The organism is Algoriphagus iocasae, from assembly GCF_014206875.1.
GTDB classification, from domain to species: Bacteria; Bacteroidota; Bacteroidia; order Cytophagales; family Cyclobacteriaceae; genus Algoriphagus; species Algoriphagus iocasae.
Window position 1 is genome coordinate 640,596 of sequence record NZ_JACIJO010000003.1, and the last position, 15,114, is coordinate 655,709.

The 15,114-nt window shown below is 34.7% G+C and carries 14 protein-coding genes; 9 read left to right on the forward strand and 5 right to left on the reverse strand.

The genetic code is table 11. The annotated features are described in order from the left end of the window. The first annotated feature begins 4 nt into the window (after positions 1 to 4). Genes FHS59_RS17040 through FHS59_RS17080 form a run of 9 tightly spaced genes read left to right on the forward strand, consistent with a single transcriptional unit; the run spans position 5 to position 9,622 of the window. The gene (locus FHS59_RS17040; RefSeq protein WP_184496576.1) at positions 5 to 1,012 is read left to right on the forward strand and encodes a glycosyltransferase family 2 protein; all 1,008 of its coding nucleotides are present in this window, start codon (positions 5 to 7) and stop codon (positions 1,010 to 1,012) included. After that, positions 1,002 to 1,919, forward strand: a complete 918-nt coding sequence (locus tag FHS59_RS17045; RefSeq protein ID WP_184496577.1) for a glycosyltransferase family 2 protein — start codon at positions 1,002 to 1,004, stop codon at positions 1,917 to 1,919. Before FHS59_RS17040 ends, FHS59_RS17045 begins: the two co-directional genes overlap by 11 nt. Next, entirely contained in the window at positions 1,912 to 2,760 is an 849-nt protein-coding gene (locus FHS59_RS17050; protein WP_184496578.1) for a glycosyltransferase family 2 protein, read from the forward strand. The genes FHS59_RS17045 and FHS59_RS17050 overlap by 8 nt, the downstream gene beginning before the upstream one ends. Next, complete coding sequence (locus tag FHS59_RS17055; protein WP_221444528.1) at positions 2,757 to 3,641, forward strand: glycosyltransferase; 885 nt, start codon at positions 2,757 to 2,759, stop codon at positions 3,639 to 3,641. Before FHS59_RS17050 ends, FHS59_RS17055 begins: the two co-directional genes overlap by 4 nt. A gap of 42 nt (positions 3,642 to 3,683) precedes the next feature. Next, positions 3,684 to 4,544 (forward strand): glycosyltransferase family 2 protein, encoded by an 861-nt coding sequence (locus tag FHS59_RS17060; RefSeq protein ID WP_184496579.1) that lies wholly within the window; start codon positions 3,684 to 3,686, stop codon positions 4,542 to 4,544. Beyond that, a complete protein-coding gene (locus FHS59_RS17065) occupies positions 4,541 to 5,662 on the forward strand; it encodes a glycosyltransferase family 4 protein (RefSeq protein WP_184496580.1) in 1,122 nt (373 codons plus the stop codon). The genes FHS59_RS17060 and FHS59_RS17065 overlap by 4 nt, the downstream gene beginning before the upstream one ends. After that, complete coding sequence (locus FHS59_RS17070; RefSeq protein WP_184496581.1) at positions 5,649 to 7,268, forward strand: glucosamine inositolphosphorylceramide transferase family protein; 1,620 nt, start codon at positions 5,649 to 5,651, stop codon at positions 7,266 to 7,268. Before FHS59_RS17065 ends, FHS59_RS17070 begins: the two co-directional genes overlap by 14 nt. Then, positions 7,269 to 8,381 carry a glycosyltransferase family 4 protein gene (locus FHS59_RS17075; protein WP_184496582.1) on the forward strand — a complete coding sequence of 371 codons (1,113 nt, stop codon included), beginning with the start codon at positions 7,269 to 7,271 and terminating at the stop codon, positions 8,379 to 8,381. It begins immediately after the preceding gene. 17 nt (positions 8,382 to 8,398) lie between these two features. Next, complete coding sequence (locus tag FHS59_RS17080) at positions 8,399 to 9,622, forward strand: hypothetical protein (RefSeq protein WP_184496583.1); 1,224 nt, start codon at positions 8,399 to 8,401, stop codon at positions 9,620 to 9,622. A gap of 133 nt (positions 9,623 to 9,755) precedes the next feature. Here the strand turns inward: FHS59_RS17080 and FHS59_RS23180 are convergent, their stop codons facing one another. The 5 genes from FHS59_RS23180 to FHS59_RS17100 form a co-directional block, all read right to left on the reverse strand. After that, complete coding sequence (locus FHS59_RS23180) at positions 9,756 to 10,124, reverse strand: four helix bundle protein (protein ID WP_221444529.1); 369 nt, start codon at positions 10,122 to 10,124, stop codon at positions 9,756 to 9,758. 198 nt (positions 10,125 to 10,322) lie between these two features. Continuing rightward, complete coding sequence (locus tag FHS59_RS17085; RefSeq protein ID WP_246388501.1) at positions 10,323 to 11,543, reverse strand: glycosyltransferase; 1,221 nt, start codon at positions 11,541 to 11,543, stop codon at positions 10,323 to 10,325. A 926-nt stretch (positions 11,544 to 12,469) separates the two neighbouring features. Next, complete coding sequence (locus FHS59_RS17090; RefSeq protein ID WP_184496584.1) at positions 12,470 to 13,453, reverse strand: polysaccharide deacetylase family protein; 984 nt, start codon at positions 13,451 to 13,453, stop codon at positions 12,470 to 12,472. A gap of 525 nt (positions 13,454 to 13,978) precedes the next feature. Beyond that, entirely contained in the window at positions 13,979 to 14,191 is a 213-nt protein-coding gene (locus FHS59_RS17095; RefSeq protein WP_184496585.1) for a hypothetical protein, read from the reverse strand. A 14-nt stretch (positions 14,192 to 14,205) separates the two neighbouring features. Beyond that, complete coding sequence (locus FHS59_RS17100; RefSeq protein WP_184496586.1) at positions 14,206 to 14,451, reverse strand: helix-turn-helix transcriptional regulator; 246 nt, start codon at positions 14,449 to 14,451, stop codon at positions 14,206 to 14,208. Between the last annotated feature and the right edge of the window lie 663 nt (positions 14,452 to 15,114).

Here is a 15,114-nt window from a genome sequence, read left to right on the forward strand (position 1 = left end):
AGAAATGGTTTCGGTTTTAATGTCAGTTTTTAATGGAGGTGATTATTTAAATGAATCCATTTCTTCAATTCTAAACCAAACGTATTCAGATTTTGAACTGATTATAATAAATGATGGGTCAATAGATAATTCGGAAGAAATTATTTTGGCTTACAAGGATAATAGAATTAGGTACTTTAAAAATGATCAAAATAGGGGGTTGATTTTCTCTCTTAATAAAGGACTTTCAGAGTCAAATGGGGATTATATTGTAAGAATGGATGCCGATGATGTTTGTCATCCTGACCGGTTTAAGATTTTATTCTATTTAATGGAAAAGAACCAGGATATTTCCATTATGGGGTCTTCTGTAATTGATTTTTCAAGCTATTTTCCTTCTTATAATTTATCTTCAATAGAATTAATTGATTTTAAAATAATTAATTCTATTGCTTTTTTTAATTGTCCTTTGTTGCATCCTACGGTAATAATACGTTTTGATTTTTTGAAAGAAAATAATCTCTTGTATGATTCAAATTATATTCATGCTGAAGACAATGCGCTATGGTTGGATTCTATAAAAAAAGGCAAAGTATTGTCAATAGATTATCCATTGTTAAAATATAGACGACATCCAGACCAAGTTTCTAATATTCATAATAAAACCCAACATATTAATAGTACTAAAAAGAGGGTTGAATTTTTGGAAAGTATTGCTGATATAAAACTTTCAGAAAACGAAATTAATATTTATAGGTCTATTTGTTATAAATATGATGATCTTACAATGTCGGAATTTAACAATATTAATAGGTTTATAATTAAATTTGAAAATTCAATTCTTAATCAAGAATACATTAAAATTGATAAGAGATATTTTTCTAAATTATTATATAACAGAGTTTCCTTGCTTTATTTGAGGAACTCTCATTTAGGATTTCCTCTTTTGATTAATTATTTTTCAAATTTTATGTTTAATTTTAAAATATTTACTTCACTAAAATTAATTAGAAGAATAGTGTATGGAATTTAAAGTATCTGTCATAATCCCTCTTTTTAATTGTGAAAGTTTTATTGAAAAATCTGTTAAATCTGCCATTTCTTGTCTTGAGGTAGGTGAGGTTATTATTATCGATGATGGATCAACAGATTCTAGTTTTTCAATTTGTAAAAAATTACAAAAAGAGTCAGAAAAAATTAGTCTATATACTCACCCTGGAAGATGTAATAAAGGTCCTTCTGCATCAAGAAATCTTGGGATTTTGAACGCTCGACATCCGTTTGTTGCATTTCTAGATGCCGATGATTGGTATTTAGAACTAAGATTTAAAAATGATAAAGAACTTTTCGAATCTAATAGATCAATCGATGCAGCTTATTCTTGTACTATTCTGGAAGAAAATTTAGGTAAAAATGAAAAACGATATGGCGTACAATCAAATCCTAGTAATTTATGGGGATCTGATTTGTCTCCTATTGAATTTTATAAGAGTGTGTTGGAAAATAGAATTGTACTTTTTGACACGAATGGAATTACGATCAGAAAAGATTTTCTCTTAAAGAATAAATTGTTTGATGAACGGCTTTTTTTGCATCAGGATACAGAACTCTGGAACAGGTTAATGCGCTCTGGGATTTTTGTTGCATCACAATGGGAAAATCCAGTTGCTATAATAAGAAAACATGGAAATAATCGTATTTCAAATCGGTCGGCAGATACCCATTTAAAAATGTTGGCAGTTCAAATTGATAATATTGGGATTTCTAAGTTATATAATTTTGAAATTAATATTTTGTATTTAAGGATTTTAAGGGAAAGGAGTAAAATTATTAAGAGTCATTGGAGAAGAAGAATTTATTTTTATATTCAGTACTTGATAAATCAATTAAATAAAAAGAAGATTTTAGAAGACATTCGTAGAACTTATGCCTTTGTTTAGTGTTATTATTCCCACTTATAACAGGTTAAGTGTACTCCCTCAGGCTATTGGTAGTGTTGTAAATCAAGTTTTTCATGATTGGGAGTTGATAATTGTAGATGATGGAAGCACTGATAATACTTTTGAATTTATTGATTCTTTGAATAAATCGAGAATTGTTGTTATCAGACAGAATAATCTTGGAGTATGTGTAGCAAGAAATGCAGGCTCTAAAGTAGCCAAAGGCAATTATTTGATTTTTCTAGATTCTGATGATCAATTACTTCCAAATGCTTTAGAGGACTTTAAGAATGCTATTTTTTCACAAAATAGTTCTGACCTTATCCTTGCAGGTTATTTACGTAGAAATTTGGAAAATGAAAATTATATTTACTCCTCGCCTGTAAATTCATATTCTGCGCCACTTTCAGGAACATTTGCTATCAAAAAAGAAATATTTATAGGTTTAGGGGGCTATGATGAAAATATCAAATTTGGAGAAAATACAGAGTTTTTTCACCGATTTAATCTTTCAGGATTTACGAATTGTGTGATTGACTCTTATACTTTAATTTATAATGACCACTTCCTAGGAGGTAGTAAAAATCTATTAAATTCCACACATTCTTTAATCTATATGCTTAATAAGCATAATGATACTTTATCTGAAAAAGTTAAATTTTTATATCATCAAATTTTAGGTGTTAACTTTATTAGATTTCGACATTTTTCGAAAGCTAGATTTCATTTAAAAAAGGCTTTCTTTATAAAACCTACTCGATTTGATACACTTGGAAGGTTGGTGATTTCCCTATTTCCATTTATTGCTAAAAAACTATATTCTCGTGAAGTTGAGTTATGATTAAATTCGGAGGGTTTATCATAACCTATAATCGTCCTGAGATCTTAAGGGATACTATTTCAAAGATATTTGCTCAAACGTACCCTCCAGAAGTTCTTTGGGTTATTGATAATTCCGAGAGTTTAGCTACCGATTATGCGATCGCTTCATTGCAAGATTCAAGAATTCGATACTATAGAATGGGTTATAATGCTGGTCCTGCCGGTGCTGCGGCGAAAGGACTGGAGATTTGTGGTAAAGAAGGTTTAGACTGGATTTATTGGGGGGATGATAATGATCCTCCTTTTAGAGTTGATTGTTTTGAAAGGCTTTTGGATAGAATAGATGTAAATCCATTTGTAGGTGTTATTGGGGCTATGGGACAGTTTTTTGATAGGAAAAAGGGAGTTGTTAAGCGAATTCAGACTCGCTTATTAGAAAAAAAAGAGACCATAGAAGTGGATTATGTTGCGGGTGGTAAATGTATGTTAATCAATGGATCCGTTGCTCGTGATGGAATTTGTCCAAATCCTGATCTATTTTTTGGTTTCGAAGAATTGGATTTTTGTTTGAAGGTTTGTAGAAAAGGCTATATTATACTAGTTGATTGCAAATTGTTTTTAGAAGAAAGAACTAATCATAAAAGATTAAATTTTGAAAGGCCAAATTATCAGAAAAAAGAGAACTTAAGCCGTGAATACTATAGTTTAAGAAATCTTCTTTATATATCCGATAATCTGACGTTAAACTCTATGAAAAATAAGCTAGTGCTTAAGTGGCTTGCAAAATCAATATATGGTTTTCGATATGGTTTTCGATATGGTTTTTCTAATTTTAAGTTTATTATGCTTGCTTTTTATCATTATTTAAAAGGCATTAAAGGTAAAACAATTGATGTTTAATATTTCAAAATAAGTTTATTTGTTAAATTCAAAATTCTATAAATGCCAAGTGTCACTGCAATTATTGTAACCTATAACAGGCTAAATATCTTAAAGCAAAACCTTACTTGTGTTTTAGGGCAGAATATAGTTCCTAATAATGTGATAATTGTTGACAATGGAAGTAATGATGGTACTGTTGAATTTCTAGAGAGCTTAAAATTGGAAAATGTTAGCAATATTTTTCTTCAAAATAATATTGGTTTTGGAGGAGGATTGGCTGAAGGAATGAATAAAGCCATCGTAGATTTTGATCCGGATTATTTTTGGCTTTTGGATGATGATAGTTTTCCTGAAAATGACCTTTTAGAATATTTGCTTAACCAATCTCAAATAATTGGAATGGATGGAGTATTTGGACTTTCAGGATATATTCATTCAAATGGTATTCCTAAAAGGCCTAATAAAGGAGTAACTAACTTCACTGAAGTTGACTTTGTGTTAGTTGATAATGCTTTGATATCTAAAAATGTAGTAAAAAAAGCGGGTGTCGTTTCGGGAGAGTTTTTTATGATGTGTGAAGATTATGAATTCTCTCTTCGAGCAAGGGAAAATGGTTTTCCTGTATTTTTGCTTTTTCCTTCTGAACCGCTGGTCAAAAGGATGCATTTAGGTTCGCAAAGTAGTTCAAGGACTCTTATTTGGCGAGGTTATTATCATACTCGAAATCATATATTGATTCTCAAGAAATATTATTCCACAAAAAAGCTACTAGGTTATATCAATCGGCACTCAAAAATTATTTTACATGCGCTTATTTTTGGACCTTACCGTTTTGAGAAAGTAAAATTTAGGCTTTTAGGAATCAAGGATGGATTACTTGACGTGAAAGGAAAGACATTAGACCCCAAAAGATTTAATTGAAAGTATTTTTTATCCAAGACACTTTGATTAATGCAGGAACTGAAAAGAGCTTGCTGCAAATTTTGCCTTTGGTATCTCCAGAGATTGAATTTAAAGTTGTTTACTTCTATCCTAGACATGATCTAAAGGATGCTTATGAAAGAGCCGGGATCCCATTGGTTTTTCTAGATTTGGAAGGGAAATATGATTTCTGGAAAGGGATTAAAAAACTCAGGGAATTGATTCAAAAAGGAAAGCCTGATATCCTCGTATCCTCTTTATTACGCAGTAATTTGATCACTAGAATGGCCTCCCTATTGACAGGTGTTCCGTTAGTTGGAACTTTTGTGAACGATAGTTATAACAATTATCGACTGGAAATAAAAAAAGGAATTCAGCGCCAGAAATTCAAGTTTTTTTGGGGATTGGATAGAATCACAGCCGCTATTCCCAAGCTTTATATTTCAAATTCTTCATTTATAGCTAAGTCCCATATCAAAACTCTAGGTGTTCCTTTGGAGAAAACTAAAGTGGTTTACCGTGGTAGAAATATTCCCAGTCAGATATGGAAAAAAAGAGTTTCTGATACTTTTGAATTTATATCTTATGGGAGATTGTTACAGATAAAAGGATTTCAAGAATTAATTCAGGCTTTTGCTAAGGTTCATTCAGTTTACCCAAATTCGCGATTAATGATTTACGGGGAAGGGATTCATCGTCCTGTTTTAGAGAAATTAGTCAAAGAATTGGACCTTTCTCATTCTGTTAGTTTGCCTGGAGTCATTTCCAATGTAACAGAGATTATATATAAAGCAGATTGCTTTGTGTTTCCATCTTGGTATGAGGGTTTTTCTGGGGCGTTGGTTGAGGCCATGATGGCTGGGATTCCAATAATCGCCTCAGATATTCCTATGAATTTGGAAGCCTTGACTCCGGATGTGAATGCGATTACTTTTCCTGTACGGGATGTGAATGCATTGACTCGGAAAATGGAATATGCAGTCACACATCAGCAGGAAATGGCTGAATTGGGTAGAAAAGCACGCGAGGAAGCTTGTGGCAGATTTGATATTCAATTAATTGCAAAGCAATATGAATCAGTTTTAAGAGAAGCTTATCAAAAATATGCAGCGACCTAGATTAAAGATTGGTGTATTAATTGATCAGTTTCAGATTCCTTCATGGGCTTGGGAAATGCTATCTTTAATATTAAAAAAAGAGTTAGCTGAGATTGACTTTATCCTAATCAATCAAAGCCCAAAAAGCTCCGGTACTAAATCATCCTTTTTATATCGTGTTTTTTCAAAATTGGATCGAACCATTTTTAAAGTAAATCAAAATGCTTTTGTGCGAAAAGATATTAGGAAAATTCCCAGTTTGAAAGCTGAAATAATTCCAATAAAACCTGTTCAAAAAATATATTCAGATTGGTTTGAAAAAGGTGACTTAGAAAAAATAAAAGCTAGAAATCCAGATATCTTGATTCGCTTAGGCTTTCGAATTTTAAAAGGGGAAATTTTAAAAATTCCTACTCTTGGAGTCTGGTCTTACCACCATGGAGACAATCTAGTTAATAAAGGTGGTCCTCCATGTTTTTGGGAAGTCCTAAAAGGCTGGGAAACGACTGGTTCTGTGTTGCAGATTCTCTCAGAAAAGTTGGATGATGGAAAGGTGATTTACAGATCTTGGAGTAGAACAGATCCCTTATCTGTGCACCGCAATGCAAATAAAGTTTATTGGAAGAGCTTATACTTTATTCCTAGGAATATTGAAAGAATCAATCAGGTAGGCATAGACCAATGGAAATTGGAATTGGAGATGTGGGAGGCTGATTCCATGAATGATATCACCCTCAAACCACCTGGGAATTTGGAGATGATTGGGCTTGGGCTTTCACACATTACGAAAACGTTTAAGAGAAAAGTAAATGAAAGTCTGAATAAAGAAGTCTGGCAGATATGGCTTGGCTCAAATGCCAACAATATTTTCTCAGATTTGAAAAGTTTGAAAAAAATCCCAAATCCCAAAGGATCTTATCTGGCCGACCCATTTCTTGTTGAGGAAGGAGATGAGAAGTATCTTTTTGCAGAGCAATTTGATTATTCAAAAAGAAAAGGTGTTATTTCTTTTGCACAAATTTCAGATGGTAAAATAAGTGAGTTTAGAACTGCAATAGAAGAAACCTTTCATTTATCCTATCCCTTTTTATTTCAGGAGGGGGAAGAATGGTTTATGCTGATAGAAAGTAGCGCTTCAAAATCTCTAAGGTTGTATAAGGCAAAGGAGTTTCCAAAGAAATGGAAACTTTACAAAACATGGTTTGAAGGTTACGAAATGTATGATCCGACAATTGTTAAGAAAGATGGCCTTTTTTGGTTATTTGTTAATGTAAAGCCCCATCCCGGGGCTTCTTCTTTTGATGAATTAAGTCTTTTTTATTCGGAGGATTTATTAACTGGAGATTGGATCTCTCACCCATTAAATCCGATCATTTCAGATGTCAGGTCAAGTCGTCCGGCAGGAAATCTTTTTTTTGAAAATGGCACTTGGTATAGGCCAGCGCAAGATTCTGCTAAGCACTATGGGCATCAGATTCGCATTCAGGAAATAATTAAGTGGGATAAGGATAACTTTAGTGAAAAAACTTTTAAAATAATTTCAGCAAATTGGAATCGAGGTTTAATAGGAACCCATACTATTAATTTATCAAAAAACTGGATAGTGGTAGATTCATTTCAGCGATAAATGAAAATCATTCAACTTGTTACTTCCCGGAAGTTTAGAGGAGCAGAGATTTCAGCAAAATTGCTTTCTGAAAAATTGCTTTCATATGGTCATCAAATTTGGTTTGTAGGACTATATTCAAATGATAATTTAGATGTTCTTTCAGTTAAAGATGGCGTAAATATTGACCTGATCAATAGAAAGAAAGGAGGACTTGATTTTAATTTATTTTTTCAACTAAGAAAGCTTTTTGATAGTATACAGCCTGATATAATTCAAGCCAATGGATCCGATACATTTAAGTATGCTGTTTTAGGGCTCTTGGGAAATAAAAAACCAAAGCTTGTTTACCGGAATATTTCTATCATGAGTCATTGGGTAAAGGATAGATTATTAATTAAATCATTTTACAAGTTATTGGCCAAAAGAGTAGATTGTTTTGTTTCGGTTGGAGAGCTGGCTAGTAGTGACTTACAAGTGTTACTGAAATTGCCTTCTAATAAATTGATTGTCATAAAAAGAGGAATTATTGCTGAATCTGTGGATAAGACAAAAGCAAGGTCAGTATTGGAAGAAAAGTATTCAATTCATTCAAATGATTTTCTTTTAATCCAAGTAGGAAGTTTAAGTAAGGAGAAAAATATAGAGTTTTCTTTAGAGCTGATTCATAAGCTAAATGCTAGAAATATAGATGTAAAACTCTTAATTGTTGGCGAAGGTCCAGAAAAAGAAAGGCTTCAAATAAAAGCCAGAGAATTGAAAATAGATCAGAGGGTTATGTTTACAGGAAATGTTAAAAATCCTCAGAATTATCTGGCAGGAGCTGATTTATTGATGATGACTTCGGAAATAGAAGGTGTTCCTGGTGCAGTTATAGAAGCAGCATTTCATAAAATTCCAGCAATAGGTGTAAATGTAGGAGGAGTGAAGGAGGTCATTATTCATGAGGAGACAGGCTTTTTAATTGATACTCATTCAATTAATTTGTTTGAAGAATATATAGATAAATTGGTCTATTGTAAAAGTAAGCTAATAGCATTAGGTGAGAATGCCAGAAAATTCGCTAAAAAGAATCATGATATTGATACGAATTCACGAAAATTTGAAAGTTTGTATTTTAAACTTTTAGATTAAAAAAATACCTTTAAGAAATGTTAGGTGCGGTAATTCTGGTTTTATTACTTTTTGGTCTAAGCCAACCTATTCTAGGTAATCTTCAGAGAGATCATAAATGGGTCAAGGCAGGTTTGCTAAACCAGATGTTCTGGTACCATATGTTCTTTGGTTTAGTCTATTGGACTTATGCACAATTTAATCGTTCGGATTCTGTTAATTATTTTAATCGAACTGATAGATATTGGAAAAACTGGTTCGATGCATTCGCAGAAGGGACTGATTTTGTTGAGTGGTTTGCCTTTCCATTTGTTAGATGGTTTGGGTTTAATTACGATATGATGATGTTCCTAACCACTTGGTTGGGTTTTTGGGGCTTCGTCTATTTCTACCTTTTTTTTAAAGAAAACCTACGCTTTAACCCCAAATTTGAAGGTTGGGATGCTATAACCATTTTTATGTTCTTGCCGAATATGCACTTTTGGACTGCTTCGTTAGGAAAGGGAGCGGTAATTTTTGCAGGGATTGGATTTTTGGTTTATGGTCTTTCTTGGCCGGCTAAACGACCTTTTCATATTGCTTTTGGGAGCTTTCTAACTTATATGATTCGTCCCCATATACTCTTTGCTATTCTAATTGGGATGGGAGTGGGTTTTGTTTTGGGTAAAGAAAAGGTGCCTGTTTATCAAAAGTATTTGGTCGTATTTTTTGCGATCGGAATGAGTATATATGTATATGAGGATTTAATTACTTATTTAGGATATGACCCAAATAATTTAATTGATTCATTCGAAGAAGAATCTGCTTTGAACATGCAAAGGTTGCAGTCTGCAGGCTCTGCTGTAGATATGGGGTCTTATTCTTTGCCCATGAAGTTATTTACATTTTGGTTTAGGCCGCTTTTCGTGGATTCCCCTAATGCGTTGGGAATTGCGATTTCCTTTGAAAATGCTTTGTATATCTATATGTTTAGTAAAATCGTAAGAAAGGATTTTATTACTTATATCAAGATAGCACCTGCCATGGTCAAGATGTCTGCAGTTGTCTTTATTTCCATCTCTATCTCCATGACTTTTGTGATGTCGAATCTGGGAATTATCATCCGACAAAAATCCCAGATCATGTATTTTATGCTCTTTGTGGTGGTGGCATTTATGGACTGGCAAAAAACCAATCGCATCAAAAAAAGAGGAGAAATATTTAATAGAATCGTAGAGGAGGAGAGAAGACGTATTGAAGAGGCAGAGTTGGTTGGGAAATGATGATGCCTTCGGCGTTGTATGCTGCGCTGTTGTATGGGTTCGCCGTTGCTTATCAACTAAAATTAGAACAACTACAACAACTACAACAACTACAACCACAACAACATTCCCAACTTTCAGAAAAGCAGCTCAGCTAACTCCTCCAGTTCTTTTCAACGTAAGTAATGAAATTGGAGATTTTGATTCCCAGTATTACATATTCCTCAAGCAAACTCGCAGTAGATGTTATTTTCGGATATAGAATCTGAATCTTTTTAAGGTGATTAATAGTTTCTAAATTGCTAGAATGGGAGAAAATCAAGAATCTGATAAATTCATTTTTATACTTCCGGTGTCCATATCCTTCCACAATATTGGAATTGATAGAATCACATGCTCTTCTTAGTTGGCTTCCTAATTCGTATAGTTCATATTTTGGCAATTCCATACTCAGTTGATGAGCCTTGATAAATAAGTCAAAAGAGATTTTATAGATTTCTAAATCTAAGTAGGAATTACTCATGGCTAAAAAGTGCTTTCTATAATGATAGTTTAAAAGTTTATTTTTCTTTGTTGTACGCTACGCTGAGATATGCCTTCGGCGTTGTTCGCTACGCTGTAATATGCTTTCGGCGTTGTATGCTTCGCGTTATTGCGTTACGCTATTGTAAGCTTCGCGTTGTTTGGCTACGCCATTGTTTAGCTACTAATATTACAACAATTACAACCTTTCCAACACCTCTTTATACACCCCCTCCAGCTCTCTCACCATCCGATTCATACTAAATCCCTCTTTAACTCTTTCTCTTGCAGCTTGACTCATTTTTTGATGAATCATTGGGTTTTGGATTAGTTCTATAGAATAATCTGAAAGCTTCTCCCATTCTTCTATCTCAGATAAATATCCCTGCACTCCATGTTGTATCACTTCTCCAATGCCTCCTGCTCTGGTGGCGACAACTGGAACCTCACAAGACATGGCTTCAAGCATAGCAATAGGTAATCCTTCAAATTCCGAAGTACTCAAATAAATATCCATTATGGATAAGTAGGGGATGACATCTTTTTGAACCCCCACTAAATGAAAATGAGACTCTTTTCCTGATTTTTTGATTTGAGCTTCTATTCTTCCTCTCCACTCTCCATCTCCCACCAATAATAAATGTGTTTCTGGACAAGTTTCCAAAATACTCAAAGCAACCTCTACCCATAGCCAAAGTCGCTTCTGATCTCTGAAAACCGCCACTATACCTATTACAGGTGCTTCTTTCGGAATACAAAGTTGCTCCCGTCTTCCGCCTGCCTGCTGTGGCAGGTCTTCTGCCTGACCGCCGTGGCGGGTCTTCCGTCTACTAAAAGCCTCCGTATTCACCCCATTCTGAATTACTTTCAGCCTCATTCTTCCCCCTCTTTGATAGGGATCCCAGATAGAGTTTAATCGCATCGATAAGGCTACTTCATTGGAAACAGCAATCGCTACATCCTGTTTTTTAAAGCTTATTCTATTTCCCCAATAAGAAAGTTTATTGTATCTCTCCCAAGTGTTATGTTCTGTGTAGACTATAGGAATATTTAAAGTGTTCCCAACAGATCTAGCCATAATTCCAGCCCAGGGCAAATGGGCATGGATAATATCAAAATCATTTTCAAGGATAAAATCACGTACCCTCTTTACTTGAAAAAATAACCCAAGATTACCAGAGGGTATTAAATGTACCTTGATACCAGCAAGTTCAAGTTCGTCTACGATATTGTTTTCTTGATGGTAAAAATAGAGGCAATGAAAATTGAATTTTTCCTGATCATGCACCAAGGCTGTTTCAGGAATCAGTTTTTCCGCGCCGCCTCTCCCAAGACTTTTAATAAGGTGTAGTACTTTGATTTTTTTATGCAATTCTCTGCTGTTTTGAGAAATGATCTTTTGAAGCCCAAAAATCATCATTCCAAATTCAAATTTGAAGAGAAGGAGAGGATTTATTTTAGGGATGTAAAAGAATAGGCTGGTTTCAGTCCATTTTTTTTACCTCGTAATAAAATCTCAATAGTCAATTTCCAAATTAGAAATCCAGTTTAAATCTAAGATCAATAATGACTTGATCTAAAGATAATTAATCATCCTTCGCCAATTCCCCCTTGACAAGGGGGCAGGGGGATTTTTTGTGATTTGGATGAAAAATCTCGTTGTCCTGCTTCTCCAGAAGCTGGACTAGTTACTGTTCATCTACATCTTGCTGGCGTTAAGTTCTTTCCCAGAATATCGATCCAGGGCCAGCGCTGGGGAAAATACGATATCATTTTACCCAGGGTTGAAACCTTGGGCTATTAAGCTGCCGCCCCTACAGGGCTAGGATTTAGATTACTTGGAAGATTCAAATTGACCTGCCTCTCCAGAAGCTGGTGTATTTACTGTTCATTTACATCTTGCTGGCGTTACGTTCTGTCCCAGAATAACGATCTAGGGCCAGCGCTGGCGAAAATACGATATCATTTTACCCAGGGTTGAAACCCTGGGCTATTAAGCTGCCGCCCCTACAGGGCTAGGATTTAGATTACTTGGAAGTTTCAAATTGACCTGCCTGTCCAGTAGCTGGTGTATTTACTGTTCATTTACATCTTGCTGGCGTTAAGTTCTTTCCCAGAATAACGATATAGGGCCAGCGCTGATCAAATAACGATCCTTTAAACCCAGGCTTGAAAGCCTGGGCCCTGCCTATCGGCAGGCAGGTATTAAGCTATGCCCCCTACAGGGTCTATTAAATTCCCAATGTCTAATTCTTCATTATAAATTTCTAAATACCTCTCACTTCCGTCTATGGTCTTCTTTCTCCCGTCCTTTCTGCTTTCTGACTTTTTTTCCACTTCCCACCTTCAAACTTTCAACTCCACATTCCTTACCATCTTCCCAATTCCCTCCATATTCTTACTCTCCATTCCATATTCAGATTTTAAAAACTGGAAATGAACCATTAATTCCTGCAATTCGATCATGGATTGAATAGGGTCATTTGCAAAATTATGGGGATGCCACCAGAGATGATAAAACTCTTTGTTTTCGGCTGCATAGCTCATTTCAGATTTTATTCTCGATAATCTGACGGAATTGAAAACCTTGTTATTTTTTGAAATAGGCCTAAATATTCTAGATGCAGGAATCAATAAGGGTTCATTAGGATAAACCCTCATCTCATCTTTTGTGAAGGAAGTTGTTTTACCGACTGGCATAAAACAGTCGGCAGATCTAAACCATTTTTTACTTAAATCCTCATGTTGGGTTTCCTGCCAAAACCAACTTTTCGGATTACTTCTGGCTTGTGTATAGCCTTCTTCTAAACAGATAGGGAGGTAAAGTTCGTTGATATGGTTTCTTGGGAAGACAAGGGATTTTAAGGTAATTCCAAATTTCTCTTGGGATATTTTCTGAGTGGCCTGAAGGTCCTGACGAAACTGATCAGGGCTTTGACCACGCATCAGAGTATAATAATGAGCAAAAGTATGCGAGCCCAGTTCTTGACCAGGTGTATCTATGATCTGCCGGATAAGTTCTGGGGCAAAATGAACTTCAGGTTTTAGTCCAGTCTTTTTTACAAATTCATAAGCTGAAAGCTTAGGTTCACGGTAAGAGGGTTTATGAATTGGAGAGTACTGTTCCCATTCCTCTTCATTTTCTGCAAATAGCATCCCCACTGTAGCCCATGTTGTCTCTACTTGATTCTTGGCAAAAACATCCAGCATATCTGGGACGATTTGCCTGGTGTATTTAAAATAATTGGGATGGTATTTTGTTCCTACTTTATCAAAAATTCCCCAGAGAAGTTCGAAGTCTAATGAAATACAAAAAATGCCTGAATCCATGCTTGCTAGGTGAATTGAATTTTGCTCTATGATATACTTCTCAACAAGATAATAGACAAGTTCCATTAGATAAAATCAAGCAATGGAAAATCATTTTTAAGAAAGAAAAAAGTATATCTAAAAGTAAAACCCATCTATTGCCAGCAGGCTGAGCGGAGAAGTGAAGGCTGAAGTCCGAGACAATTTTCAGTATGCTCAAAAAAATAGATCCTTGATAGTTGTCTGAATGCAAACTGTTGCCTGTCTGGATATAATTATCTTGTGACCGAAGTAGTTCTGGAAATATATTCGATATCAGGAAGAAGGCGGGGATAAGGTTAAAAATACCCTACTAAAAGTAGCCTCCAAAAGATTAAACTTATAGCTAAGGTCAAATCTCTTATATAAGATGATTTGATCTGTTCTTTTTCTCCTTACCTTTTAAAAGATTCAAAATTTTTAGAATAAGAAATAGAACTCCAAATACAGAAATAAATCCTCCTAGGATTTTGAAGAATGCTTCGTCGCCCATATACGAAAATAAGCCTATGCTACTGATTTCTTCCCTCCCCAACGGAAAAGTAAATATCCCACTCCAATTAATAATATAAAAAAGATAAGCATCCCTGAAAAATAGCCAATTCCGTAAGTTGTTGAAAAATCAAAGGGTTGAGTACTAAAGATAAAAATCGTTGTAAGTGAAAATATCACCATCCATAATATTCCAACAATTTTTACAATAATTTTTAGAATTTTCATTTAAATAGAATTATTTAATCCCAATCGAAATCCAAGAACGCTTTTGGATGAACTTTTAAAATTTTGGCAAATCTTTCTAATTCACTGATTCCAAAATTTGTCTCACCCCTTAATACTCTTCCAATTTGGCGATTATCATCAGCCTGAAAAAGCTCAGCAATTTTCTCTTGGGTAATTTCCTGATCATCGGCTATCTCTAATATTTTTGCGCTTACTCTATCGATGAAGGCTTGGTTTTTGTAATTTGGCTTTCTTCCCACATAACAATAGTCATTAAATAATTAAATTTTTATTAGGACATATTTGTCCTTTTATAAGTTTTGATTAACTTAGTTGCGATTAGAGAAATCTTTAATCTGCAAACTTTCATATTGAACGCATTTGCACTTGTGAGTCTCGTCTTAGGAAACTGGTAATTTCAATTGAGGAACGGGATAAATAAGTGAGGATGCTCACGCCTTTGGCGTGGGCTACTTACTTGCTTGTTCCTCAGGTATACCAGTACCTCTAAGACAGCTTGTTTGAGTCCACGCCTCTTTTTTTGGTTTGGTCTCAACTTGGACTATAGTAATAACCCAAGTATCATGGAACAGACTTTGATTTTTTCTGGATTACCAAGCTCCCCGGGAAGGAATTTCTGTATTAAGGAAAGGACTGCATTTTACCTTGGGCCAAATTGCTCCCTACCTATTTATTGTAACCTATTACCAGAGGAACTCGGCATCACCGCGGTAGATCGCCTCTATCCTCTAAAGCCTAAGAATCCGATTTGAGGATTAAGGCATTTTTAAGGCTGTACTTGCTTTCTTCCTAGTCCAGGAAGGAACATATCCGGAGATTGCGCAGCTCCCAGAAGTACAGTTACTACACACTCACATCAGCAAGCTTTTTTAGCCGGTAGCGCTGATACATTTCTTATTTAT

Excerpts from the sequence above, each read along its gene's own strand:
- FHS59_RS17040 (WP_184496576.1), top strand. The coding sequence starts at position 5 with ATGGTTTCGGTTTTAATGTCAGTTTTTAATGGAGGTGATTATTTAAAT.
- FHS59_RS17045 (WP_184496577.1), top strand. The coding sequence starts at position 1,002 with ATGGAATTTAAAGTATCTGTCATAATCCCTCTTTTTAATTGTGAAAGT.
- FHS59_RS17055 (WP_221444528.1), top strand. The coding sequence starts at position 2,757 with ATGATTAAATTCGGAGGGTTTATCATAACCTATAATCGTCCTGAGATC.
- FHS59_RS17060 (WP_184496579.1), top strand. The coding sequence starts at position 3,684 with ATGCCAAGTGTCACTGCAATTATTGTAACCTATAACAGGCTAAATATC.
- FHS59_RS17070 (WP_184496581.1), top strand. The coding sequence starts at position 5,649 with ATGCAGCGACCTAGATTAAAGATTGGTGTATTAATTGATCAGTTTCAG.
- FHS59_RS17075 (WP_184496582.1), top strand. The coding sequence starts at position 7,269 with ATGAAAATCATTCAACTTGTTACTTCCCGGAAGTTTAGAGGAGCAGAG.
- FHS59_RS17080 (WP_184496583.1), top strand. The coding sequence starts at position 8,399 with ATGTTAGGTGCGGTAATTCTGGTTTTATTACTTTTTGGTCTAAGCCAA.
- FHS59_RS23180 (WP_221444529.1), bottom strand. The coding sequence starts at position 10,124 with ATGAGTAATTCCTACTTAGATTTAGAAATCTATAAAATCTCTTTTGAC.
- FHS59_RS17085 (WP_246388501.1), bottom strand. The coding sequence starts at position 11,543 with ATGATGATTTTTGGGCTTCAAAAGATCATTTCTCAAAACAGCAGAGAA.
- FHS59_RS17090 (WP_184496584.1), bottom strand. The coding sequence starts at position 13,453 with ATGGATTCAGGCATTTTTTGTATTTCATTAGACTTCGAACTTCTCTGG.
- FHS59_RS17095 (WP_184496585.1), bottom strand. The coding sequence starts at position 14,191 with ATGAAAATTCTAAAAATTATTGTAAAAATTGTTGGAATATTATGGATG.